The 24,826-nt window shown below is 70.1% G+C and carries 24 protein-coding genes; 19 read left to right on the top strand and 5 right to left on the bottom strand.

Annotation, left to right across the window (positions count from 1 at the left end):
• Positions 1-75 precede the first annotated feature (75 nt).
• The 4 genes from ABZW60_RS00580 (at position 76) to ABZW60_RS00595 (ending at position 4,824) form a co-directional block, all read left to right on the top strand.
• Positions 76-1,872 (top strand): bifunctional metallophosphatase/5'-nucleotidase, encoded by a 1,797-nt coding sequence (locus ABZW60_RS00580; RefSeq protein WP_355472533.1) that lies wholly within the window; start codon positions 76-78, stop codon positions 1,870-1,872.
• A 48-nt stretch (positions 1,873-1,920) separates the two neighbouring features.
• Positions 1,921-2,370, top strand: coding sequence for a MarR family transcriptional regulator (locus ABZW60_RS00585; protein WP_355472534.1), 450 nt, complete (start codon positions 1,921-1,923; stop codon positions 2,368-2,370).
• 177 nt (positions 2,371-2,547) lie between these two features.
• On the top strand, positions 2,548-3,510 hold the full coding sequence (locus ABZW60_RS00590) for a glycoside hydrolase family 6 protein (RefSeq protein ID WP_355472536.1): 963 nt from the start codon (positions 2,548-2,550) through the stop codon (positions 3,508-3,510).
• 351 nt (positions 3,511-3,861) lie between these two features.
• On the top strand, positions 3,862-4,824 hold the full coding sequence (locus ABZW60_RS00595; protein ID WP_355472538.1) for an AraC family transcriptional regulator: 963 nt from the start codon (positions 3,862-3,864) through the stop codon (positions 4,822-4,824).
• Here the strand turns inward: ABZW60_RS00595 and ABZW60_RS00600 are convergent.
• Together ABZW60_RS00600 and ABZW60_RS00605 are read right to left on the bottom strand one after the other, a co-directional pair.
• Positions 4,782-5,345: a hypothetical protein gene (locus ABZW60_RS00600; RefSeq protein ID WP_355472540.1), complete on the bottom strand. Its 564-nt coding sequence runs from the start codon at positions 5,343-5,345 to the stop codon at positions 4,782-4,784. The two genes, ABZW60_RS00595 and ABZW60_RS00600, sit on opposite strands and share 43 nt — an antisense overlap.
• Positions 5,346-5,469: 124 nt before the next feature.
• Positions 5,470-5,841 carry a hypothetical protein gene (locus ABZW60_RS00605; RefSeq protein WP_355472542.1) on the bottom strand — a complete coding sequence of 124 codons (372 nt, stop codon included), beginning with the start codon at positions 5,839-5,841 and terminating at the stop codon, positions 5,470-5,472.
• Between the two features lie 33 nt (positions 5,842-5,874).
• On the opposite strand from ABZW60_RS00605, the gene ABZW60_RS00610 reads away from it, so the two are divergent.
• From ABZW60_RS00610 to ABZW60_RS00620, 3 genes are all read left to right on the top strand, one after another.
• Positions 5,875-6,897, top strand: coding sequence for a pyridoxal-phosphate dependent enzyme (locus ABZW60_RS00610; protein ID WP_355472544.1), 1,023 nt, complete (start codon positions 5,875-5,877; stop codon positions 6,895-6,897).
• A gap of 105 nt (positions 6,898-7,002) precedes the next feature.
• Positions 7,003-8,199: an MFS transporter gene (locus ABZW60_RS00615; protein ID WP_355472546.1), complete on the top strand. Its 1,197-nt coding sequence runs from the start codon at positions 7,003-7,005 to the stop codon at positions 8,197-8,199.
• A gap of 17 nt (positions 8,200-8,216) precedes the next feature.
• Positions 8,217-9,215 carry a hydroxyacid dehydrogenase gene (locus ABZW60_RS00620; RefSeq protein WP_355472548.1) on the top strand — a complete coding sequence of 333 codons (999 nt, stop codon included), beginning with the start codon at positions 8,217-8,219 and terminating at the stop codon, positions 9,213-9,215.
• Here ABZW60_RS00620 and ABZW60_RS00625 read toward each other — a convergent pair whose 3' ends face one another.
• On the bottom strand, positions 9,216-9,812 hold the full coding sequence (locus tag ABZW60_RS00625) for a chorismate mutase (protein WP_355472550.1): 597 nt from the start codon (positions 9,810-9,812) through the stop codon (positions 9,216-9,218).
• A gap of 105 nt (positions 9,813-9,917) precedes the next feature.
• Here ABZW60_RS00625 and ABZW60_RS00630 point away from each other — a divergent pair, with 105 nt between their 5' ends.
• The 12 genes from ABZW60_RS00630 (at position 9,918) to ABZW60_RS00685 (ending at position 22,896) form a co-directional block, all read left to right on the top strand.
• Positions 9,918-11,546: a molybdopterin-dependent oxidoreductase gene (locus ABZW60_RS00630; protein ID WP_355472552.1), complete on the top strand. Its 1,629-nt coding sequence runs from the start codon at positions 9,918-9,920 to the stop codon at positions 11,544-11,546.
• A 67-nt stretch (positions 11,547-11,613) separates the two neighbouring features.
• Positions 11,614-12,279 carry a fasciclin domain-containing protein gene (locus ABZW60_RS00635; RefSeq protein ID WP_355472554.1) on the top strand — a complete coding sequence of 222 codons (666 nt, stop codon included), beginning with the start codon at positions 11,614-11,616 and terminating at the stop codon, positions 12,277-12,279.
• 2 nt (positions 12,280-12,281) lie between these two features.
• Positions 12,282-12,893: an ECF RNA polymerase sigma factor SigK gene (gene sigK, locus ABZW60_RS00640; protein WP_355472556.1), complete on the top strand. Its 612-nt coding sequence runs from the start codon at positions 12,282-12,284 to the stop codon at positions 12,891-12,893.
• Entirely contained in the window at positions 12,890-13,612 is a 723-nt protein-coding gene (locus ABZW60_RS00645) for an anti-sigma factor (protein ID WP_355472558.1), read from the top strand. The genes sigK and ABZW60_RS00645 overlap by 4 nt, the downstream gene beginning before the upstream one ends.
• Before the next feature lie 13 nt (positions 13,613-13,625).
• The gene (locus tag ABZW60_RS00650; protein ID WP_355472560.1) at positions 13,626-14,066 is read left to right on the top strand and encodes a PaaI family thioesterase; all 441 of its coding nucleotides are present in this window, start codon (positions 13,626-13,628) and stop codon (positions 14,064-14,066) included.
• Between the two features lie 304 nt (positions 14,067-14,370).
• On the top strand, positions 14,371-15,003 hold the full coding sequence (locus ABZW60_RS00655) for a transposase family protein (protein WP_355472562.1): 633 nt from the start codon (positions 14,371-14,373) through the stop codon (positions 15,001-15,003).
• A gap of 852 nt (positions 15,004-15,855) precedes the next feature.
• Positions 15,856-17,964: a DUF222 domain-containing protein gene (locus ABZW60_RS00660; RefSeq protein ID WP_355472564.1), complete on the top strand. Its 2,109-nt coding sequence runs from the start codon at positions 15,856-15,858 to the stop codon at positions 17,962-17,964.
• Between the two features lie 295 nt (positions 17,965-18,259).
• Positions 18,260-19,099, top strand: a complete 840-nt coding sequence (locus ABZW60_RS00665) for a helix-turn-helix domain-containing protein (RefSeq protein ID WP_355472566.1) — start codon at positions 18,260-18,262, stop codon at positions 19,097-19,099.
• 65 nt (positions 19,100-19,164) lie between these two features.
• The gene (locus tag ABZW60_RS00670; protein WP_355472568.1) at positions 19,165-19,743 is read left to right on the top strand and encodes a dihydrofolate reductase family protein; all 579 of its coding nucleotides are present in this window, start codon (positions 19,165-19,167) and stop codon (positions 19,741-19,743) included.
• A gap of 68 nt (positions 19,744-19,811) precedes the next feature.
• Positions 19,812-21,194, top strand: a complete 1,383-nt coding sequence (locus ABZW60_RS00675; protein WP_355472570.1) for a DHA2 family efflux MFS transporter permease subunit — start codon at positions 19,812-19,814, stop codon at positions 21,192-21,194.
• Positions 21,191-22,141, top strand: a complete 951-nt coding sequence (locus ABZW60_RS00680) for a sigma-70 family RNA polymerase sigma factor (protein ID WP_355472572.1) — start codon at positions 21,191-21,193, stop codon at positions 22,139-22,141. The genes ABZW60_RS00675 and ABZW60_RS00680 overlap by 4 nt, the downstream gene beginning before the upstream one ends.
• A complete protein-coding gene (locus ABZW60_RS00685; protein ID WP_355472574.1) occupies positions 22,141-22,896 on the top strand; it encodes an isocitrate lyase/phosphoenolpyruvate mutase family protein in 756 nt (251 codons plus the stop codon). The genes ABZW60_RS00680 and ABZW60_RS00685 overlap by 1 nt, the downstream gene beginning before the upstream one ends.
• On the opposite strand, the gene ABZW60_RS00690 is transcribed toward ABZW60_RS00685, so the two are convergent.
• Complete coding sequence (locus ABZW60_RS00690) at positions 22,886-24,478, bottom strand: amidase (protein ID WP_355472576.1); 1,593 nt, start codon at positions 24,476-24,478, stop codon at positions 22,886-22,888. The genes ABZW60_RS00685 and ABZW60_RS00690 overlap by 11 nt on opposite strands.
• On the bottom strand, positions 24,478-24,756 hold the full coding sequence (locus ABZW60_RS00695; protein WP_355472578.1) for a hypothetical protein: 279 nt from the start codon (positions 24,754-24,756) through the stop codon (positions 24,478-24,480). The genes ABZW60_RS00690 and ABZW60_RS00695 overlap by 1 nt, the downstream gene beginning before the upstream one ends.
• Positions 24,757-24,826: the final 70 nt, after the last annotated feature.

Genomic DNA, 24,826 nt, shown 5'->3' on the forward strand with positions numbered 1-24,826 from the left:
CGGCAGCTAATAATGTCGCCAACAGGCAATAATGCGCAGTAACGCGCATCCCTCCCGCCAGGAAGCAGGTTTGCCGTGAACAGTCGGATCCGCCGCCGGACGTTCCTCACCGCCACCGGTGCGGTCGCCACCGCCACCGCGGTCGGTGACGTCGCGTACGCCACGCCGCACGCACTCGACGACACCTCGGAGTACGTCGACGTACAACTGCTGAACATCACCGACTTCCACGGCTACCTGCAGCCGACGACGCCCAGCCAGGGCAGCGTGATCACGGGTGCCGGCGGCGTGCAGGTGACCGTCGGCGGCGCCGGGTACATGGCGACGCACCTGAAGCGGCTCCGTGAGGGGCAGCGGAACTCGATCTTCTTCTCCTCCGGCGACAACTTCAACGGCTGGCCGTTCGAGGTCGACGCGCACGCCAACGAGCCGACCATCGAGGCGCTGAACGCGTTGGGCCTGCAGTTCAGCACCGTCGGCAACCACGAGCTCGACCACTCGGTCGAGTTCCTCGTCGACCACATGGAGCGCGGCAAGCCGTACCCGGTCAGCGGGCGCGACGACAACTTCGTCGACTCGACCGGCCGGCGTTTCCAGGGCGCGAACTTCCGCTTCTACACCGCGAACATCGTGCACGCGGACACCGGCAGGACGATCGTGCCGCCGTACAACATCGAGTGGGTCGACGCGGGGAACGGCCGGAAGCTGCCGATCGCGTTCATCCACCTGACCCTGGTGGGCAGCGAGACCGGCTCCACGTCGTACCAGCCCGGGCTGCGGTCGCTGTCCGACCTCGAGCAGGCGAACAAGCTGGCCGCCCAGCTGAAGAAGCGCGGCGTCAACGCGATCGTCATCAACATCCACGACGGCGGCGTCGCCGGGAACGACTACAACGCGGGCACGAACCCGTCCGGCCCGGTGTTCCAGCTCGCCGCGAACGCGTCGCCGGACATCTGCGCGATCGTCACCGGACACTGGCACTGCCGGTTCAACATGATGGTTCCGGACCCGAACGGCGTACCGCGGCCGGTCGTCGAGGCCGGCAACCACGGGTCGCTGATCAACGAGATCAACCTCAAGCTGGACCCGCGCACCAGCGAGGTCGTCCGGGAGCTCACCCGGTCGACGAACCACGCGAACTCCCGCGACGTACCGCTCGACGAGGAACTGCAGTACATCGCCGACTACTGGACCGCGCAGGGCAAGAAGCGCTACGCCACGCCGCTCGCACGGGTCACCGCCGACTTCACGCGGACGCTGAACGCGTCGGGCGAGGGCACGATGGGCAACCTGGCGGCAGACTTCGCCTACTGGGACGCGAACCAGCACCGCGACGGACGCGCCGACCTGGCCCTGATCTCGGTCAAGCCGGTCTCCGGATCGAACGCGCTGACCGGCGACCTGTTGTTCGCCAAGGGCACCAACGCGTCCGATGTCGACGGCACGGTGCTGTTCGGCGAGGCCTGGGGCGCTTTCGGGTACGGCAACCCGATCCTGACCGTGACGCTGCCGGGCACCCAGCTGCACGCGGCCTTCGAGGCGCAGTGGGTGCCGCAGGCCGACGGGACCGAGAAGTTCGCGCCGTTCGCCGTGTCGCACAACGTCAGCTACAGCTACGACAAGACCAAGCCGATCGGTCAGCGCGTCGATCCCGCGACGGTGCTGATCGACGGGAAGCCGCTCGACCCCGACCGCGACTACCGGGTCGCCGCGCTGGCCTACACCCTGATCGGCGGCGACGGGACCACCGTGTTCAAGGGTTTCACCGACCCGGTCCGCAACGACCGCGACCACGAAGGGTTCATCTCCTACCTTCGCGCCCACCCGGTGCTCACGCCCGCACCGCTCGGCCGCGCGCGCCCGGTGAGCTAGGCTGCGATCCGAGATGATCTGAAACTCGGATGATACGAGAGCGGAAGTATGCCGAAGCGCAGTGCCGAGATCCGGTCCGCGTTGCGGGACCTGCGGGTCCAGCTCGCGCTGCTGAACCATCACGTCGGCTACCAGCTGTCCCTGAAGGACGTCGAGCTGGACTGCCTCGACGTGCTCGCCCGGGACGGGGCGCTCACCCCGAGCGTCCTGGCCCGGCGCGCCGGCATCCACCCAGCCACGATGACCGGCATCCTCGACCGGCTCGAGCGCGGCGGCTGGATCGTCCGCGACCGTGACCAGGCCGACCGCCGGCGGGTGACCGTCAGCGTCGTGAAGGAACGCGCCGCGGAGGTCTACCAGCTGTACCGCGGGATGAACGGCGCGGTCGACCGGATCTGCGCCGGCTACTCCGAGGATGAGCTCGACGTGATCGCCGGCTTCCTGCGCCGCTGCGCGGAAGCCGGCGAGACGTCCACCGAGAAGCTCGCCGCGCACTAAGCGCTCACGCCGCTGACTGGAAGCGCTCTCGGAATCTGGAACTGAGCCTGTCATCAGTTTCGGCGCGCAACCGCACAGACGGTTGACGGAGAGCTAGTGGTCCGACACGATCGGTGGACACACCGAACTGGAAGCGCTCCCGGAGTACCCGCCCCCATCTCGTGACAGGAGCAGCAGATGCGATGGATCCTCAGAGGCCTGGTCGCGGCCGGCCTCACACTCGCCGCCGTCGTCCCGGCCCACCAGGGCGCCGGCGCCGCCACCACCGGCAACCCCGTCCAGCTGACCAGCGGGTTCTACGTCGACCCGAACTCGAACCCGGCCGTCTGGGTCCGGAACAACTCCGGCGACAGCCGCCGCACCGCGATCCAGAACTCGATCGCGTCCAAGCCGATGGCGCGCTGGTTCGGCAACTGGAGCAACCCGATCGGCACCGCGGTCGGGAGCTTCGTCGGCGCCGCCGACGCCGCGGACAAGCTGCCCGTGCTGGTCGCCTACAACATCCCCGGCCGTGACGCCTGCGGCGGGCACTCGGGCGGCGGCGCCGGTACGCCGGCGGCGTACCGGGCCTGGATCCACGACTTCGCCGTTGCCGTTGGCAACCGACCGGCGGTGGTCGTGATCGAGCCCGACGCGCTCGGCGACTTCAACTGTATGAACGCGGACCAGATCGCCGAGCGCAACGGGATGCTCAGCTACGCCGTCCAGCAGTTCAAGGACCTGGCGCCGAACGCGTGGGCGTACCTGGACGGCGGCAACGCCGGCTGGGTGGCCGCCGACGTGATGGCTCAGCGGCTCAACGGCGCGGGCCTGGCGAACGCGCACGGCTTCGCGCTCAACGTCTCGAACTACTACACCACCGCGCAGACGGTCAGCTACGGCAACGCGGTCAACAGCCAACTGTCGGCGTCGAAGCCGTTCGTGGTCGACACCAGCCGGAACGGCAACGGTGCGGGCAGCGACTGGTGCAACCCGCCCGGCCGCAAGCTCGGCGTCACCGCTCAGACCGGCGGCGGGGCGGAGATGCTGCTGTGGATCAAGGTCCCCGGAGACTCTGACGGCAACTGCGGCATCGGCCCCGGCATCCCGGCCGGCACGTTCAGCCCGGACCTCGCCGTGCACCTGATCAACGGGAACTAGCGCGCAGACTGGGCTCGCGGTCGTCGATGATGCGCAGGCCGCTGACAAGACCGGACAGACCTGGGTGCGTCTTCGGGCGCCACGCGAAGACGAGCGCGGCGAACTGAACGCGAGCAGCATCGCCCCGAACCTGAGCTCACCGCGCCGCCGGTAACTGCGGTACACGAACGGCGTCAGCAGGACCAGCGCGAGGACGACACCACCGAACACGGCCAGCACGGCCGGAAGGACACGGGACACCCTTCGAACCCTAGAAGTCAGCTAACTTCAGTCAGCCGCCGGACACGCTCCGGGGTCAGATCGATTCTCTGAGGCTGTCACGTCTCGTAATCGCGGGTGTATGAATACGTGATGACAGCGGCGTCCGTGGAGGTCCGGCGGGAGAGTGTTCGCAGCAGCGGGCTCGACGCGACGATGCAGTTGCTGAACCAGATCTACCCGAACCGGACGCGCCTGGTCGGCAGGCACCCGGACAGCGGCTCGCTCGCGCTCAGTACGGCGGACTGCGGCGGCGTCGGCGCCGACCGGTGCCGGATGCAGATGCGGTTCGACGCCGCCACCGACCCGTGGCGGGACCTCAACGCGATCTGGCTGATCAAGGGCCGGCTCGGGATCGACGACCACACCCTCACGGCGGGCGACAGCTTCCTGTACTCGATCAAGGACGCCATGCGGTTCCGGTCGCAGCCGCTGGAGCTGGTCGTGATCCGAATCGGGCAGGAGGACGTCGCCCGCGCGGCGGCGCGGCACTTCGGCGTCGTACCGAAGGATCTCTGGCCGGCCGGCGGACGGCCGGTGTCGCGGGCGATGAACACCCATTGGCAGGTGCTCAGCGGGTTCGTCCGGCAGACCCTGGCCGCGGCACCGTCGGTCGCCGAGCATCCGCTGGTCGCCGGGCAGCTGGTCGAGTACGTCGCCTCGTCGATGCTCGCGGCCTTCCCGAACGCCACGATGCAGTTGTCGCACGCGCCGTCGCCGGGAGCCGTCGGTACGGCGACCCTGCGCCGCGCGGTCGCGTTCGTGGACGCCAACGCCGAGCGGCCGATCACGGTCGAGGACATCGCGGCGGCCGCCGGGACCGGTGCCCGCGCGCTGCAGTACGCGTTCCGCCGGCACCTCGGCTGCACACCCCGCGAATACCTGCGCCGCGTGCGGCTGGAGCGGGCGCATCGCGAGCTCCAGGACGCTGGACCGGGCGAGACGGTCGCCGGGATCGCGCTCCGCTGGGGATTCACGTCGACCGGGTGGTTCACCCGGCACTACCGGGACGCCTACGGGCGATCGCCAGGTGCGACGCTGCGCGAGAGGAGCTGACGGCGCGCGGTCAGCATCGTGGCGATCTCGTGCCGGTACACCGGCCGGGCCACGTCGCAGGTGTGGGTGAGCCGCCGAGTGCGTAGCAGCTGCTGGATGTCGTCGACGTCCATCCCGAGCGCGCTCGCCGCCGTCGACAAGGTCAGCCAGCCGCGGCGCAGCACCACCAGCACCTCGACGTCGTTGCGCCGCAGCGGCAGCTCCTTGCCACGCGCCGCCAGCAGTCCGGCCGCGATCAGCCGCCGTACGCCGGTCTGCCCGAGGCCGAGCAGGACGCCTGCTTCCGCCACGGACATCCACTGGTCGAGACCGCACCGGACCACGTCCGACAGCAGCAGCCGGCGGTGCGTACGGGACCGCGCCGGCAGATGCCCCGCCCGGACCAGCCCCGCGACGCGCTGCGGCGGTACCGCGAGCAGGACCGCGGCCTGCGCGGTCGTGATCAGCGGGTCGTCGACCATCACCGGCTCACCGAGCAAGTCGGCCAGCCGGGCTCGATACTCCTGGGCCAGTCCCTCCATCGCCGCCCTCCCCCAGCGTGCCGTCGGCGAGAAACCACGCTCTGCGACCGATTCATCCACGTCCGGAGCCGCCACGCCAGCAACCGTTGCGGCTACCGGCGCGCGACTTCGCATTCCGGCGGTTTCAGGCGCCTGGCGGGCCTGGCTTGATCTGCAGACCGGGACGGCGGCGGTGCACGGTCAGGTACGACAGGCCCGCGGCGCCCGCGGTGAGGTCCCGGCCGGATCCGTGCGGCAGCCAGACCAGGTTGCCGGCAGCAACGTGTTGCGGACCGTCCGCCGTACCGAAGATCCCGTCGCCCGCGACGACCACCAGGACGACGTCGAGATCCGGCTCGAGATGGGTGCCGATGTGCCCGCCGGCCGGCAGGTGGACCAGGTTGGCGTCGAGCTGCCGCTCCGGCTCCGCCAGCTTCCAGCGTGCACCGGTCCCGAGCGAGGGATCAGCCGCGAGCGCGTGCAGATCCGCCAGGACGCGCGGTACGGGCTGGTTCATGCCCGCCACCCTAGTCCGGGGCAGACTCTGAGGATGCTGAAGAGGTGGGTGACGAACCCCGGTGCGGCGGGGTGGATCGCGCCGGGGATGCGGGAGTCGGCGCTCGAGTTCCATCGGAGCATGCCGGGGTACGCCGTGACGCCGCTCGTCGAGGCGCCTGGGGTTGCCGAGGCGCTCGGGGTCGGGAGTCTGTGGGTGAAGGACGAGTCGGATCGGTTCGGGCTGCCGGCCTTCAAAGTGCTCGGGGCTTCGTGGGCGGTCAACAAGGCGCTAGGCCCGGCGCGGACCTTCGCGGAGCTGGCAGCGCTAGTCGCCGGGCGACGGATCACGCTGGTGACCGCGACGGACGGCAACCACGGGCGGGCGCTCGCGTATCTCGCGCGGCTGCTCGGGCTGAGGTCGCGCATCTACGTCCCGGCCGGGCTGCCGGCGGACCCGGTGCAGGCTATCCGCGACGAGGGTGCGGATGTCGTGGACACGGGCCTGACCTACGACGACACGGTGCGGGCCGCCGCGGCGAGCGTCCGGGACGGTGACGTCCTGATCCAGGACACCGCCTGGCCCGGGTACGAGGAGGTGCCGCGCTGGATCGTCGCCGGGTACTCGACGCTGTTCGCGGAGCTCGACGCGCAGCATCCGGGCGAGATCGGGCTCGTCGTGATCCCGACCGGCGTCGGCTCGCTCCTCCAGGCCGCGATCGAGCACTACCGCACCCCGGGCCGCCGTACGTCGGTCCTCGCCGTCGAACCGGTCACCGCCGCCTGCGTCACCGAATCCCTCGCCGCCGGCCACCCGGTCACCGTCGACACCTCGTCCCCCACGATCATGGCCGGCCTCAACTGCGGCACCGTGTCCACCATCGCCTGGCCCACCATCCGCAACGGCCTCGACGCCGCCACCACCGTCACCGACACCGAAACCCGCGCCGCCCAGTCCCTCCTCCGCTCCCACCACATCCCCACCGGCCCCTGCGGAGCCGCCACCCTCGCCGCCCTCCGAACCGCCGACCACCTCCACCCCTCAACCACCGTCGTCCTCGTCAACACCGAACGCTGAACCCCCGGCACCGCCTGACCGTCGGTGATCGCAGGTGGGGGGTTTTCTGCAGATTTGATCAGATTTCTCTTGCCGTGGGTGCGGCGCCCGGGGTGAGATTGGCAGATGACGGAAACGCGACCCGCCGACGCGGCGGAGGGGCGGGATTTCTCGTACCGCCCGTTCATCTGGCTGGCGGTCGCGACATTCTCGATGGGGATCGACGGGTATGTGCTGGCCGGGCTGCTGCCGCAGATCTCCGGCGATCTCGAGGTCACGCCGGCGGCCGCGGGTCAGTTGATGTCGGTGTTCGCATTCACCGCCGCACTCGCCGGCCCCGTCCTCGGCACGCTGACGTCGCGGTGGGAGCGCCGGACGACGATCGTGCTGTCGCTCGCGGTGTTCGTGCTCGGCAACCTGGTCGTCGGGCTCGCGGCGAACTACCCGATGGCGCTCGGCGGCCGGGTGCTGGCCGCGCTGGGCGGCAGCCTGCTGAACGCCGCGGTCACCGGGTACGTGATCGCGCTGACGCCGGTGCGGCATCACGGCAAGGCGCTGTCGTTCGTGCTCGGCGGGTGGATGACCGCGACCGCGCTCGGCGTACCGATCGGGTTGGTGCTCGGGCAGTCCAGTTGGCGGTTCCCGATGATCCTGGTCGCCGTGGTCGGCACGATCGCCCTGCTCGGCATCATGCTCCGGCTGCCGCAACTGCATCTCCCGGGCGGGACGCTCGTCGAACGCCTCCGCCCGCTCGGCCGGCCGCGACTGGTCGCCGGCCTGCTCGTCACCACAGGCATCCTGTGCAGCAGCTACGCCTGTTTCACGTACGCGACACTGATCCTCGGGCCGCACTTCCACGCCGAGTGGGCGATCATCCTGATCATGTTCGGGTACGGCGTCTCGAGCATGGCCGGCAACGCGGTCACCGGACGGCTGGTCGACAAGTTCACCGCGCTCCGGGTCCTGAGCGTCGTCCTCGTCGGGCTGCTGCTGAACGCCGTCCTCGGCATGATCGCGCTGATGTTCGCGCCGGCCGTGGTCGCGGCGGTCTGGGGTCTGATCTGGTTCTTCTCGGCCGGGGTCGGCAACGGCGGCGCGGCGGTGCCGCAGCAGGCCCGGCTGGCGTCGATGGCGCCCGACTCGGCCGCGATCGTGATGGCGCTCAACGGCAGCGCGATCTCGCTCGGCTCGGCACTCGGCAGCGGTCTGGGCGGTGTCGCGCTGACCGCGGGCGCCGCGCCCAACGGCCTGCTCGGCGTCTCGGCCGTCGTGCTGGCGCTCACCGTCGGGTTGCACGTCCTCGTCACTCGCTGGTCGCGGTAGTTCCGTAGGATTCGGTCATGGCCGAAAAACTGCGGATCGTGCTGGCGGCGACGCCGTCGTACCGGGAGATGGTGTTCACGCCGGAGAGTGCGGCGCGGCTGGAGGCGCTCGGGGAGGTCGTCGTCCTGGGCGATCCGGGCGACGCGGACGCGTTGACGGCGGCGCTGCCCGGGGCCGACGTACTGATCACGTCGTGGGGTGCGACGCCGCTCACCGCGGCGGTGCTCGACCACGCCGACCGGCTGCGACTGATCGCGCACAGTGCGTCGTCGGTGAAGCACTTCGTCACCGAGGAGGTGTTCCGGCGCGGACTGCGGATCACGCAGGCGGGACAGGCGATGGCCGAGCCGGTCGCCGAGGTGTCGCTGGCGTTCACGCTGAGCCTGCTGCACCGCATCCAGCGGTTCGACCACGCGATGCACGACGGCGCGTGGCGCGACGCCGTACCAGCGCAGCACGGGCTCACGGCGTCGCGGATCGGCGTCGTCGGCGCGTCCCGGACCGGTGTCGAGTACATCCGGATGCTCGTCGCACTGCGAGCCGCCGAGGTCGTCGTGCACGACCCGTACCTCACCGACGAGCGCGCGGCCGAGCTCGGCGTCCGTCGTACGTCGCTGGACGACCTGTTGCGCACCAGCCGCGTCGTCGCTCTGCACGCGCCGACGTTGCCCGAGACACACCACATGATCGGCGCGCGCGAACTCGCGCTGATGCCGGACGGCGCCGCGCTGGTCAACACCGCCCGCTCCTGGCTGGTCGACACGGCCGCGCTGCTCGAGGAGCTCCGCAGCGGAAGGATCGACGCCGCGCTCGACGTTTTCGACGAGGAGCCGCTGCCGGCCGACGACCCGTTCCGCGGACTGCCCAACGTCCTGCTCACGCCGCACCAGGCCGCGGCCACCGTCGAGTGCTACTTCGAGATGGGCGAGATCACCGTCAGCGAGATCGAACGCCACGCGGCCGGCCGCCCGCTCCGGTACGAGCTGACCGAGGCCGCGCTGGCACGGATGGGCTGATCAGCAGGTCGCCGTCGACGCCGTGCGGAGGGCCTGGCGGTGCAGGCGGTCGAGGTGATGGTGAGCCGCGGTGGTCGCGTTGGCGATCGCGAGGGAGATGTCGCAGCGGAGACCGGCCCGGCGGAGGTCCTCGACGCGGACCAGTTCGGTGAGGAGCTGGGTGGTGAGCGCGTCGAGCTCCTCCCGGATCACGTTCAGGTCAGGGCCGGTCGTCGGCGCCTTGCCGGGGTGGGCGGCCCAGTAGGCGAGCAGGCCGCGCTGCACCACCTTGCTGGCCTCGATCTGGGCGCGGAAGAACGCCGCGGTCGAGTCCGGGTCGATGCCGAGCTGGACGGCGGACGCGCGAACCGAGTCCAGGATCTGCTGCTCGCGGACCGGGTCGTCGACCGGCTTGCCGCTGAAGTACTTCGAGGCCGCGACGTCGTCGCCGACCAGGATTCGCTGGACGACCAGCTCGGTCAGACCGCCGAACGTCGGCGCCGGCTCGTGCACTCCCCCGAGTTGCACGGCCGGCGCGGCGTCGGCGGGCGGCATCAGCAGTGCCGACGTACCGAGCGTGGTTGCCGCCACGGCCGCGGTGATCAGCTTCCGAAGCATTCGTTCCACCTTTCGCGATGACAGTTCGGAACGGGTCGGGACTGTACGCCGCGGTGGGTGCACGCCGGCTCCCATCCGGAGCGGCGGCGGCGCCGAACCCCGTACATGCACAGGTTTCTCGGAGCAGTCGGTGGTGTGGTCGCGGCGGGTACGGCGCTCGCGGCCGGATATCTCGTCGCGGACCTGACCGGCGGACCGTGGCCGGTCGACGCGGTCGGCGTCCAGGTCATCGACTGGTCCCCCGGGCCGGTCAAGGACTGGGCCGTCCGCAGTCTCGGGACCGCTGACCGCCCACTCCTCCGCGTCGGCATCTGCGCGACCCTCGCGATCGTCGCCGCCATCGCCGGCCTGATCGGCGCCCGCGGCCGGCGGCGGACCGCGGTCGGGATCGCCGGCGGTGTGGGCCTGGTCGGCCTGGCCTTCGCCGTCGTGAGCCGGTCGTCGGCCGGGAACCTGACCGATCGGTTGCTACCGGCAACCGTCACGCTGGTCGTCGCCATCTCCACGATGTGGCTGGTGGTCCGCCGCTTCGACACCACTGCTGTCAGTCGGGCAGCCACGACGGCGGCGGAGGAGACGGCCGGGCAGCCCACAGGTCAGCCTGCGGAGCGGACGGCAGAGCAGCCCGCGGAGCAGATGGCAGGGCAGCCCGCGGAGGTGCCGGCGGCACAGCCGGTGGGGTTTGATCGGCGGCGGTTCTTGCTGACTGTGTCGGCATTGGCCGCGGCGGGGGTGGTGAGTGCCGGGGCTACGCGGTTCGTCGGCGGGTCCGGGAACGAACTGCGGGCGCGGGTCCGGGTTCCTCGACCGACCGACGCCGCGGGGCCGCTGCGCGCGAGTGTCGACGTACCGGGCATCAGCCCGTTCACGACGCCGAACAGCAAGTTCTACCGCGTGGACACGTTGCTGCAAGTGCCGCGGATCGACCCGCGGGACTGGGAACTCCGCGTCCACGGACTTGTCGACAAAGAGCTCCGGATCTCGTTCGACCAGCTGCTACAGCGTCGACTGGTCGAGCGCGACATCACCCTGACCTGCGTGTCCAACGAGGTCGGCGGGCCGTACGTCGGAAACGCCCGCTGGATCGGCGTACCGATCGCGGACGTACTGCGCGAAGCCGGCGTCCGCGACGGCGCCGACGCGGTGAAGTCGACCAGCGTGGACGGGCTCACCATCGGCACCCCGCTGTCCGCGCTCACCGACGGCCGGGACGCGATCTTCGCCGTCGCGATGAACGGCGAACCGTTGCCGTTCGAGCACGGCTTCCCGGTCCGGATGGTCGTGCCGGGGCTGTACGGATACGTGTCCGCGACCAAGTGGATCGTCGACTTCGAGGTCACCAGGTTCCAGGACTTCAGCGCGTACTGGACGGACCGCGGCTGGTCGGTCGAGGCGCCGATCAAGACGTCCGCGCGGATCGACGTACCGAAGGGCTTCGCGACCGTGAAGGCCGGACCCGCGATCGCGGCCGGGGTCGCGTGGGCGCAGCACCGCGGCATCCGCAAGGTCGAGGTCCAGGTCGACAACGGACCGTGGCAGCCCGCACAGCTCGCGCCCGTCGACGGCCCGGACACCTGGCGGCAGTGGACGTTCCGCTGGAACGCCACCCCCGGCACGCACAAGCTCACCGTCCGCGCGACCGACGCGACCGGCGAACTCCAGACCGATCGCCCGGCCCCGCCGCGCCCGAACGGCTCGAGCGGACTGCACAACACGGTCGTGATGGTCGAGTGACCCATCCGGCCCGCGACCTGCTCCGAAGTACAGCTGTCAGCACTCTCCCCAGGAAAGAGATCACCTCATGTCCAAGCACCTCACCCGCGCCGGTCTCGCCCTCAGCGCACTGGCTCTCGCAATGACCGCATCCGCCTGTGGAGGTGACGACAACGGCAGCGCCTCCGGCGGTACGACGACCAGCACGAGCAGCAGCGCACCGGCGACCAGCGACACCCCGTCCATGAGCAACGCGGCCGACGGCCTGGTCGGGCCGGGCTGCGCCGACTACGCGAAGGCGAACCCGTCGGGCGCCGGCTCGATCGACGGGATGGCGGCCGCACCGGTGGCCACGGCGGCGTCCGGCAACCCGTTGCTGACGACCTTGGTCGCCGCGGTCTCCGGCAAGCTGAACCCGAAGGTCGACCTGGTCTCGACGCTGAACGGCGGCGAGTTCACCGTCTTCGCGCCGGTCGACACCGCGTTCGCGAAGATCCCCGCCGCGACCGTGAACACGCTGAAGACGAACGACGCGCTGCTGACCAAGATTCTCACGTACCACGTGGTCGCCGGTCAGCTCGACCCGATGGCGGTCGTCGGCAAGCACCCGACCGTGGAGAAGCAGGACGTCACGGTGAGCGGCTCGGGCGACGCGCTCAAGGTAAACGGCGCCAACGTGATCTGCGGCGGCGTGAAGACGGCGAACGCTACCGTGTATCTCATCGACACCGTCCTGATGCCCCCGGCAAGCTGACCGTGACCGGACCGACTTCATTGCCTTGGCCCGCCGGATCGCACCCGCGATCCGGCGCGGTCGGCGACGGCGACCTCCTGACGCTGACCGCGACCGGCGACACGGCCGCGTTCAGCGCGCTCTACGACCGCGTCGCCCCCTCGGTGTTCGGCCTGGTCCGGCGGATCCTCCGCAACCCGGCCCAGTCCGAGGAAGTGACCCAGGAGGTCATGATCGACGTCTGGCGGACCGCGAGCCGGTACGACGCCGGCCGCGGCTCCGCGCACTCCTGGATCCTCACCATCGCGCACCGCCGCGCAGTCGACCGGGTGCGCTCCGAACAGGCCGCCGCCGACCGCACCGAGCAGGTCGGCGCCCGGACCGCGGAAGTCGAGTTCGACCAGGTGGCGGACACCGTCAGCACCCGTCTCGAGGCCGAGCAGGTCCGGCGCTGCCTCGACGCGCTGACCGAACTGCAACGCGAATCCATCGAACTGGCGTACTACAACGGCTACACCTACCCGGAGGTCGCCCAGCAACTCGGCGCCAAGCTTCCGACCATCAAGGCGAGAATGCGCGACGGCCTGATCCGGCTCCGCGACTGCCTCGGAACCACCAGGGGGCAAGGATCATGACGGAACCCGATGTGCACACCCTCACCGGCCCGTACGTCCTCGACGCGCTGCCCGACGACGAGCGGGTCCGCTTCGAGGCACACCTCGCCGAATGCAGCTTCTGCATGACGGAGGTCGCCGAACTCCGCGCGGCCGCGGTCAAACTGGCCACCCAGGTCTCGGATCCGCCGCCGCCCGCGTTGAAGGCGAACGTGATGGCGGCGATCGAGCACGTCCGCCAGTTGCCCCCGGTCGTCGACGGTGAGGCGGCGACTCCCGCCGTACCGCGCAGGTTCGGTCGCCGGTCGGTGCTCGCGCTCGCCGCCGCGGCCCTCGCGGTCGCGCTCAGCGGCGGCGTGGCGGTCGACCAGTACCGGGACCGGCAGGCCGCGGAACGCGCCAACCAGCAGGTGGCGGCCGTTCTGGCCCAGTCCGACGCGCGGACCGTTCACGGGGCGGTCCAGGGCGGCGGTCAGGCCACGGTCGTCGTGTCGGCCCAGGCCGACAAGTCGGTCGTCGTACTGCGGGACCTCCCGAAGCTGCCCGACGACAAGACCTGGCAGTTGTGGATGATCGACCAGGGCAAGACCGCGCACTCGGTCGGCCTCGCCGCCGGCGACCTCACCCAGGTCGTCAACGGCTCGACCGCCGGGATGGCAGCCTTCGGCCTCACCGTCGAACCGTCGGGCGGATCGCCGACACCGACGCTGCCGGCGGCGTCGTTGATCGCGTTGACCTAGTAGCCTCCCGGGCATGGAGCAGGCGGCGGCCGAGGTACGGGAGCGGGTTCGGGCGAGCTTCGACCGCCAGGGGTTGATGGCGCATCTCGGGGCGCGGATCGCGCACATCGGGCCGGGCGAGGTGCACATCGTGCTCCCGAGCCGGCCCGAGGTGACGCAGCAGCACGGCTACTTCCACGCCGGCGCGACCAGCGCGATCGCCGACAGCGCCGGCGGGTACGCGGCCTTCACGCTGTTCCCGGAGGGCACGTCGGTGCTCACGGTCGAGTTCAAGATCAACCTCCTGGCGCCGGCGGAGGGCGACCACCTACAGGCCGTAGGCACAGTCATCAAACCCGGCCGCACCCTCACCATCTGCCACCTGGAAGTCTTCGCCGTCACCCCCACGACCCGCACCCTGGTAGCCGCCGGCCAACAAACCCTCATCCAAATAGAATCCCGCCCCGAACGCTGACCGATCGAAGAAGGACAGGCAACGGCGAGTTATTCAGAGCTTTCAAGAGAAGAAGAACAGAGAAGATAGAGGGTTATTCAGAAGGTGGGATGACCTGAAGACAGGAAAGAACAGGGAAAGGTAAGAGAAATATAGAGTGGTTGGCCTGGTGAGAGTTGGCCGATCGGCCGCCGGTTCGGCGTGGCAGATACACATCGACCCGCCGCGATAGAAGAATTGGAGTTACCAGGCTCTGAAACTTCATGCAGGTGGGTCGATACTGTATGATTCTCCGCTCGGGCTCGATCGCGACGAGATCGCTGAGTTGGTCGGGCGGGTCTTCGAGGTCCTCGACGGCCGGCCGCGGATGCCGGGCCGCCCGCCGAGTTTGGGGTTGTACCGGCAGGTGGTGCTGGTACTGATGTACCTGCGGCAGAACGTGAGCCAGAGCGTGCTCGCGGACTTGTACGGCGTCAGTCAGCCGACGGTCTCGCGGATCTGTCGCTCGGTGATGCCACTGCTGGATCAGGTGCTATGCCTGCACGAACCCGAGCCGACCAGCGTGTTGGCCAACCGTGAGGTCATCGTCGACGGGACCCTCGTGCCGACCGGGAACCGGGCGCAGTGCAAGCACAACTACTCCAGCAAACGGCTGCGGCAGGGCCTGACCATCCAGGTCGCCGCCGACGCCGACGGCACCCTGCTCGCCGTCTCGGCGCCGGTCGCCGGTGGCCGCCACGACCGGCGCGCGATCACCGAGTGCGGCGGGGAGGCCGTGCTGAACAACTACACCTGGATCGCCGACGCACCCGCAGGTCCGCCGTCGAACGCGCCATCGGCCACCTCAAGAACTGGAAAATACTCACAGACGGCTACCGCGGCCGACTCACCGAACTACCCAATATCATCCGCACCACCAGCAGCCTTGAGTTCCACCGCCTCGGATGGTGACTTCTGAATAGCCCTCAGAGAGAAAAGAAGTTATACGGTGATGGCTGGCTTCAGTGACCAGCCGGAGGTTTGTCTGTCCGACGTCGACGTGCCAGAACGTGCATCGAACCCCCCACCGTGAGAGAAGAATTGAAGTTCCCCCGCTTCAACAACCCCACACAGGTGGTTCGAGGCGGTATCGGTCTGCACTCGGGCGCGATCGCGACGAGATCACCGAGTTGGTCAGGAGGGTCTTCGGGGTCGTCGAGGACTGGGGCTGTACGGGCAGGTCGTTCTGGTACTGGAGTATCTGCGGTAGAGCGTGCCTCAGACGGTCCTGGCGGACCTGGACAATGTCAGTCAGCCGACGGTATCCAGACGGTCTCGGATCTACCGGCTGATCGTGCCGCCGCTCGATCAAGTGCTCTGCCTGCACGAACCCGAGTTGACCAGCGTGTTCACCAACCACGACGTGCTGGTCAGCGGGACCTTCGCGCGACCGGGAACCGCGCGGTCAGCCGCCGAACTTCTCCAGCGAGAGCTCGACAAGGCCGGAACATACAGTTCGCCCGCCGACGAGGCAGCTGAGACGTCGACATCTTCAAGCGGATTGAAGACTCGGAGGTGGTAGCCGCAGCGCTCCGACGGCAGTGCGCCCGACAGCCTGCGTTCTCGTCCCGTAGCAGGTCGGCGGAGTGCGGAGCGTAGCTGGGTTGGTGTGCATGGTGCAGCGGACGGAGCGGATGCCGCCGTACGCGGCGGAGGACGCCCAGCCTGCAGGATGCGAAGGTGTTTACTGGGGTGTGGGCCCACGAAAAGCCCACAAAATAAGGAGATTCCGGCTCGGAAACTGTCGGTGGCACCGTCTAGTGTCGAGGACATGGAACCTCTTGGCGGGCGGCCGGCGTGGTCGATGGGCGGCAGCGAACTGCTGTCCACCCTCGACACGCTCGAGTCCGAGCTCGCCCGCCTGGAGTCCTACCGGCTGAGCGTCATCGCCGCCATCGAAACCACCGGGTACGCCGAAGAACTCGGAGCCCGCGACACCGCCGAACTCCTGCGCTTCCGCTACCGCCTGGACGCACCGACCGCCCGCCGCACCCTCCGCCTCACCCAATCCGCCACCCACTACCCGACCGTGTCCACCGCCCTCGAACGCACCGCCTCCTCGGCCACCACCGCCGCACCCGACACCAACCAGTCCGACGACAGCGGGTCGGACGACAGTGAATCCGCGGACGGCGGATCGGACGTGAGCGGAGACGGTGGGTGGTTGCTGCGTCCGGCGCAGGCGGCCGCGATCGTGTTCGGACTCGACCGGGTGAGGTCCCGGGTCCCGGTGGAGCACCTGGACGCGGCCGCGGAACAGCTGGTCGGGCTCGCCGGCCACCTGTCACCCGGCGAACTGCGCACCGCCGCGAAGGAGATCGCCGACCTGCTGGACTCCGACGGTCCGGAGCCCGAAGAACATAAGGCCTACGCCCGGGAGTCCCTGACACTGTCGGCCGCGGACAACGGGGTGAAGCTCACCGGGTTCCTGGCATGCGAGAACGCCGAACTCCTGCGCGCCGTCGTGCACGCCGGCGCCCGCCCGCACAAGACCGTCGACGGCGAACCCGACCCGAGACCCCGCGACAAACGCCAGGCCGACGCCCTGTCCACCGCCCTCAGCATCGCCGCCGCCGCATGGGACACCACGCGACCCACCACAACCACCGCAGCAACCGCAGCACCCACCGGACCTACGGCGGCGGCCACGACCGCCCCGGGCAGCGTGGGCAGTACGGATAACACGGGCAGTGCTGGCAGTACGGGCAGCGCTGCCAGTGCTGGCAGTACGGGCGGAGCGGGCAGGGCTGGCGGAGTGGGCAATGCCGGCAGCGTGGGGAAGGATCGCCAGGTGGCCGGGTACGGCGCGAAGGCGACCATCACCGTCACGATCGACTTCGAAGACCTGAAGGCCGCGACCGCGGACGCGATCGGGCGCACCGTCTACAGCGGCGGACTGTCCGCGGCCACGATCCGGCGGCTGGCCTGTGACGCGAACATCATCCCGCTGGTGCTCGGCTCGAACTCCGAACCCCTCGACGTCGGGCGCCGCGAACGCCTGGTCACCAAGGCGATGCGGCGCGCCCTGGACGCCCGCGACCGCGGCTGCGTGGTCTGCGGTGCCCCGCCGATCATGTGCGACGCCCACCACCTGCTCTCCTGGATCGACGGCGGCGACACCAAAATCTCCAACCTGGCCCTGCTCTGCCGCCGCCACCACACCGACGTCCACCGCGGCCACTGGCACATCACCATCACCAACGGCGCCGTCCACGTCACCCGCCCCACCTGGGCCGAACCCCCGCCCACCGTCACCCCAGCACAACACCCGACCCCACCGGATACCCGACCCCGCGGTACGGCCCCGCCGGAGGCTCAGCCACGCCGTACGGCACCGCCGGACACCCAGCCACCCGGTACGGCGCCGCAGGACGCCCAGCCACGTCGTACTGCACCGGACGCTCAGTCACGTCGTACGGCATGGGCGGGCGCTGAGCCACGCCGTACTGCACAGCCGGAGGCTCAGCCACGTCGTACAGCACCGCCGGACGCACAGCCACGTCGTACGGCGCCGCAAGACGCCCAGCCACGCGGTACGGCGTCCCATGGCGCTGAGCCAGGCGGTACGGCATCGCCGGGCGCTGAGCCAGGCGGTATGGCATCGCCGGACACCCGGCCACGCCGTACGGCACTGCCGGACACCCAGCCACGCCGTACGGCACCGCCGGACGCCCAGCCGGCCGGCCGCGGGACGCGCTCGCGGGAGGCTGAGCCCGCCGAACCCGCCGAACCCGCCGAGGCCAGCGAGGGCGCCGAGGTCGTCGAGGGCGTGCTGTGGGCGGCCGAGGAGGGCGGGGTGGGGGGCAGCGCCGATCGGTCGCGGTGGCGGGCCGACGTGGCTGTGCTCCGGCAAGCGGTCGACTTCGCAGCCATCGGCTGAGGTCGGACAAACACGACGACCTTCTGCCCGCGGACCTGCGGGCAGGAGGCTGTCGTGCTGCGGTGCGTCAGGAGACGGTGGGAACCTTCTTGAAGCGGGCGGAAGGGGTGACCGCCGGAGCCGGCGACCACTCACAAGCTCCTGTCAGTCTCTTGTCTGAAAGGCCTGCTTGAGCCTTCTGAATCGCCCTCACAAGAGAGACAGCTCGGCTGACGTGGATGGGTTCGGTCCGCGGCAGGCGGAGAGCCCGCCGTCGGCGCTGCGGTGGTGGTGGGATTTCGGCGATGCTGGGGGGATGGAGTATGTGTCCAGGGTGCCTCGGTCGCCGTTGGGTGGGGTGGTTGATGATCTCTACTACCTGGAAGGCGCGGCGCCGTATGCGCGGCTGATGTTGCCGCCGAGTCCGTCGGCGTTGTTGATCGTCAATCTTGGGGCGCCGTTCCGGATTCGGGCCGGGGCGGAGGTCGAGATGGGCGAGTATGCGGACGGGTGTGTGGTCAGCATGCCTACGGGCGCGTTCGAGTTCAGCTACCCGGCCTGGACCCGGTCCGTCGGTGTGCACTTGAAGCCGTGGGGGTTGGCGCCGTTCATGTCGGTGCCTGCGGCTGAGTTGTGTGATCGGCCGGTGACGCTCGAGCAGGTATGGGGTCGGCGCGCTGTCGCTGAGCTGCGGGACCGGCTGGCGTCGGCGGGCGGGCCGCAGGAGATGCTGACGCTGCTCGAGGAGGAGCTGATGCGGCGGCTGTGTGAGACCGCCGGGCTGGGGCTGGTCCGTCATACGAGCAAGGTGATCGCAGGGGCCGGCGGGGCGGTGGCGATCGGCGACCTGAGTGTGGCGGCCGGGGTCAGCAGTACTCATCTGGCGCAGCGGTTCAAGGAGCTCATCGGCGTCACACCGAAGCGGCTGGCCCGCACGTACCGCTTCACGGCGACGGTGTTCGCGATCGACCCCGCCGGACCGGTCGACTGGGGTGACCTCGCCGCTCGCGCGGGGTACTTCGACCAGGCCCATTTCGGCCACGAGTTCCGGGCGTTCACCGGGCTCACGCCGAGCCGGTACCTCGAAGTCCGGCGGCGGTTCCTGCGCGAGCATCCCGGTCACGCGCTGGACGGCTGGCCGCTGCCGGCCGATTGATTTCTTACAAGAGCGGCACGCCACGGGACGCTAATTTTGGAGAAACCAAAGCAGAGGAGGTCCCCGTGGGCAAGGTGGTCATGTACAGCTCGGTGTCGGTGGACGGCTTCATCGCGGACGAGAATGACCAGCCCGGACCGCTGTTCGACTGGCTGACCAGCGGCGACGTGCCGTTGGACGAGAGCGGCGTGGTGAAGGTGTCGCAGGTGTCCTACGACTACACCCGCGCGTACTGGGACCAGATCGGAGTGACGATCGCCGGCCGCCACGTCTTCGACCTGACGGACGGCTGGGACGGGGAGCCGCCGGCCGGGGTCGACCACGTGGTCGTCGTGACGCACCGCCCGGCACCGGAGGGCTGGGACCCCGAGGCGCCGTTCCACTTCGTCGACGGGGTCGAGGCAGCCGTTACCAAAGCGCAGGAGCTCGCCGGTGACCGCATCGTCGAGGTCGCTGCCGGTGACGTCGGTGGGCAGGCGCTTGCCGCGGGCCTGGTCGACGAGGTGCGCATGGACGTCGTACCCGTGGTGCTCGGGTCCGGCAAGCGCTACTTCGGGCCGGTCGACGGGCAGCACCTGCTCGAGGATCCCGACGTGCTTCAGGGCAACCGCGTGCTTCACCTGCGCTACCGCGTGCGCCGCTGACCGACCTGAGCGGATACCCGTCTTCATCGGACCGATGAGTTCGGGGTTCGGCGGCGGTCTGTAGAGGTGTGAAAGAGACTGCTGAGCAGAAATGGGTACTCGGGCTGGCCTCGGTCGGCTCCGTTGTGGTGGCGTTGGACGTTCTGGTGGTGGCTGCGGCGTTGACCACGATCCGGGGGGAGTTCGGGGCGTCGGCCGCGCAGCTGGAGTGGACGGTCAACGCCTACGGGCTGAGTTTTGCGATGCTTCTGATGACGGCCGCCGCGATCGGTGACCGTCTGGGCCGGCGACGGACGTACGCCGCGGGGCTGGCCGTGTTCACCGCCGCGTCCGTCGCGTGCGCGCTGGCCTCGTCCTTGCCGTTGCTGATCGCGGCCCGGGCCGTGCAGGGGGTCGGCGCGGCGATGGTGATGCCGCTGGCGATGGGGCTGCTCGGGGCGGCGTTCCCGCCGGAGCGGCGTGGCCGGGCGATCGGCGTGTTCAGCGGCGTGACCGGGATCGCCGTCCTCGGTGGGCCGCTGATCGGCGGCGCGGTCACCGAGGGGCTGTCGTGGCAGTGGATCTTCTGGATCAACGTGCCGATCGGCGTAGTCGCGATCGTGCTGGTGCTGACCAAGATCCCGGAGAGCACCGGCCCGGCGCGACGGCTCGATCTCGTCGGCGCGGTGCTGATCAGCCTCGCCGTGCTCGGCCTGGTCTGGGGTACGGTGCGCGGCGAGCCGGCCGGCTGGACGAGTGCCGAGGTCCTCGGCGCGTTCGCGGCCGGGCTGGTGATGCTGGCGGCGTTCGCGTGGTGGGAGCGGCGGACGGACCACGCGATGGTGCCGCTCGCGTTCTTCCGGAACCGCACGTTCACCGCCGCGAACTCGGCCGGCTTCTTCCTCAGCGCGGCGTTGTTCAGCGCGGTCTTCTTCCTGTCGCAGTACATGCAGGCCGCGCTCGGATCGGCGCCGTTGAAGGCCGGCCTGCAACTCCTGCCGTGGACCGCGACCTTGTTCGTGGTCGGCCCGATCGCCGGCCGGCTGGTCGACCGCGTCGGCGAGCGCCCGCTGGTGGTGATCGGTATGGCGCTGCAGACCGCGGGCATGTTCTGGGTCAGTCGCGGCACCGACCACTACGGGGAGCTGATCGTGCCGCTGATCGTCACCGGTTGCGGGATCTCACTCGCGATGCCCGCGGCGCAGAGTGCGGCGATGGCCGCGCTGCCCCGGGAGGCGGTCGGCATCGCGTCTGGGATCTACAGCATGAACCGGCAGCTCGGCGGCGCGGCCGGGGTGGCCGTGCTCGGTTCGGTGTTCACCGCCGCGGGCGGCTACACCGGTGACGGCTTCGCCCGGGCGCTCGCGGGGTGCGGCGTACTGTCGTTGCTCGGGGCCGTCTCGGGGCTGGCCGTCGCCGCCCGCCGCAGCGCCGAAGTCGTGCCGGAGAAGGTGGCGGAAGGAGTCCGATGAACCTCGAGGAGGAGTTCGCGCAGTACCGGGGTGAGCTGGTGGCGCACTGCTACCGGATGCTCGGGTCGCTGCACGACGCCGAGGACGCCGTCCAGGAGACGTACCTGCGCGCCTGGCGTGGTCACGCGGACTTCGAGCACCGGTCGTCGGTCCGGACCTGGCTGTACCGGATCGCCACCAACGTGTGCCTGAACCTCCTGCAGCACAGCAGCCGGCGGGTCGTCCCGTCGGCGCTGGGCGCCCCCGGCAACGATCCGGACGAGCTGCACGGCCAGGCGCTGGAGGTGCCGTGGCTGGAGCCGTTCCCGGACCGGTTGCTCGGCGCCGACCCGGCGACGGTGGTCGGCGACCGCGCGAGCCTGCGGCTGGCGATGGTCGCCGCGATGCAGCACCTGCCGCCGCGGCAACGCGCCGTACTGATCCTGCGCGAGGTGCTCACCTGGCCGGCCGCTGAGGTCGCGTCGTTGCTCGACACAACGACCGCCGCGGTGAACAGCTCGCTGCAGCGGGCGCGGGCCGAGCTCGCCCGGCTGCGGCCGCGGGAGGACGACCTGAGTGAGCCGCACGAGCCGGTACGACGGGCCTTGCTCGACCAGTTCCAGGCGGCGATGGAGAGCAAGGATCTCGTCGTGCTGGAAGGGCTGTTCAGCGCGGACGCGCGGTGGGAGATGCCGCCGATCCTGACCTGGTTCAGCGGGCGTACCGACGTCCTGCGGCTGCTCGACTCGAAGCTGCGGCCGGGCCCGGGCCGACGTGTCCTGGTCGAGACCTCGGCGAACGGGCAGCCCGCGTTCGCGCTCTACATCCGCGGCACGGACGACCAGTTCCACGCGCACTCGATCAAGGTCCTGACCTGCACCGAGGACGCGATCACGGCCGTGCTCGCGTTCCACCAACCTGCTTTGTTCCCGGCCTTCGGGCTGCCCCTGATTCATGGGAGATCTTGATGTCGTCAGCAACAACCCTGCGGAAGCTGCACGTTCCCGGCACACCACTCGTCGTCCCGAACGCCTGGGACGCGGCATCGGCCCGTCTGGTCGAGGAGGCCGGCTTCGCCGCGGTCGCGACCAGCAGCAACGCGACGGCCGCGGTCCTCGGGTACGACGACGGCGAGCACGCGCCGGTCGACGACGTACTGGCGGCCGCCACGCGGATCGCGCGGTCGGTGTGCGTGCCGGTCACGGTCGACTTCGAACGCGGCTACCGGCTGGCTCCGGCCGAGCTCGTGGAGCGTTTCGTCGCGACCGGAGCCGTCGGACTCAACCTGGAGGACTCCGACCCGGCGACCGGCGCGATGATCGATCCCGCTGCGCAGGCGGACTTCCTGGGCGCCGTGCGGGCCGCTGCCGGCGACGCGCTGGTGATCAACGCCCGGATCGACACCTTCCTCCGCCGGGCCGGTACGGCGGGCGAGCAGGTGGACAGCGCCCTCGAACGGGGCGATCGCTACCTGACCGCGGGCGCGGACTGCGTCTACCCGATCGGCGTCACCGACCTCGACGTGATCGCAACACTGACGACACAGATCGACGGCCCGGTGAACGTCAGCTACGGGCAGGGCGCGAACTCCGTCGCGGACTACGCCGCGCGGGGCGCCGCCCGGGTCAGCTTCGGCCCGATGTTCCAGCGGCACCTCTACGCGACGTTCGCGGGAACGGTCCTCCCGGCCCTCGGCAAGGACCGGAATCCGTTCACTGCATGAGGTCCGAAACCTCCTCGGCGCGGATGCGGCCGCGGTCCGGCGTCGCGGCGGAACGAGCCGCGACCCGGGCCGCGGACGGATCCGCGGGCCGGCGGTGATGCCAGTCGGTGACGGCCTGGTACGCCGCGGCGACGGCGAGCAGACGCTCCTCGCCGAACGGCTTGCCGCCGAGGATCGTCCCGATCGGTACGCCGGTCGTGGTGAAGCCGATCGGCAGCGCCAACTCGGGAAGGCCGAGCGCGTCGAACGGTGTCGGGGAGGTCTGCACCACGACGTCACACTGCTCGAACAGGTCGTCGAGGACCCGCTCCAGCAGCAACACCTTGGCGCGCTGACCGATCAGGAACTCGTTCGCTCCGAGCAGCGCGCCCTGCAGCCAGCCCGTCACGGAGACCCCGAAGCCTCGGAGGTCCGACCGCAGCATCGGCAGGAACGGCTCGCTCCGCTCGGGAAGGCGGACGTTGTTGAAGGCCGCGTTCGTCAGCAGGTCCCACTCGTCCGGCATCGTCACATCGACGACCGACAGGCCGTCGATCCCCTCAAGGACGCCGAGTGCGGCCGTGCGCGCCGCCGCGGTCTCCGACGTACCGCTGGTGAACCCGGGGATCACACCGATCCGGGTCCGCCAGCGCGCCCGGACGCTTCGGCCCTGCCGTACCGGCGTCGCCGCAGCCACCAGGTCCGGCACCGGCGGAAGCCCCTGTGTTCTAGGGTCTTCCGGGTCCTCGCCGGCCATCGCGGTCAGCATGATCGCGGCATCCATCGCGTCCCGCGCCAGCGGTCCCGGATGGTCGCGGGTGTAGCTCAGCGGCACGATGCCGTGCAGCGAGACCCGGCCCATCGTGGGCTTCAGGCCGGTCAGGTTCTGCGCGTTCGACGGGGCGGTGATCGAGCCGCCGGTCTGGGTCCCGACCGCCGACGTCGCCAGCCGGGCCGCGACGGCGGTCGCCGAGCCGGACGACGAGCCGCCGGGATCGGTGCCGGGGTCGTTCGGCGTCCACGCGTTCACGGTCGTGATCCGCCCGTCGGGCGTCGTCGCCCGGGTGGTTGCCAGCGGCCCCATCTGGGTCTTGCCGAGCACGATCCCGCCGGCCGCGGTCAGCCGCCGTACGGCGGTCGCGTCGTACGGCGGCACGAAGTCGGCGAACAGGTACGAGTTGGCGGTCGTGGTGACGCCACGCGTGTAGTAGTTGTCCTTGATCGCCAACGGGATGCCGTGCAGCGCACCGCCGCGGGTCCGGCCGAGCGCACGGGCCCGCGCGAGTGCCTCGTCGGCGAGCACCAAGTTGAACGCCTGGTAAGTGGGGTCGAACGCCTTGATCCTGTCCAGGCAGATCTCCACGAGCTGTTCGGGCTTCAGCTTTCCCTTGCGGATCAAGGTGGCGGCTTCGGCGATCGTCAACTCGCTGAGATCCGTGGACCGAGCCGGTACGTCGACCAGCGACGCCGTGCGGGACGGCGCCGGCGCGGCGTGCGCGACCGTTGGCAGCGCCACCGATCCGATCGCGGTGGCGGCGGCCAGCGCACTCGCGCGGTGCAGGAACGACCGCCGGTCGACCTGGCTGTCCTGGGGCGCGCTCATCAGGCCTCCCGGGCGACGTCGATGGACGGGTAGAGCTTCGGCGGCGCGGCCTGCTGGGCGAGCCGTGCGTCCGCGGCGAAGCTGTACGAACTCAACGGCAGCACGGTGGTGCGCATGAAGCTCCGAAGGCTTGCGAGCACGGAGTCGCGGCCCGGACTGCCGGTGTCCGGATCCGGCACGCTCCCGGCCGGCAACTGCTCGAGATCGATTCCGATGGAGGCCAGACGCGCCCGGATCATCACATCCAGTTCGGCGTCGGTCGGCTGACTGAGACTCACGAGTCCCCTCCCGGTCGTGGCGGCAACCTGTCAGCCCTGTTATGTCATCTTCAACTACTTCGCAGGTTTC

Origin of the sequence: Kribbella sp. NPDC003557 (assembly GCF_040610805.1) — a bacterium.
GTDB lineage: Bacteria > Actinomycetota > Actinomycetes > Propionibacteriales > Kribbellaceae > Kribbella.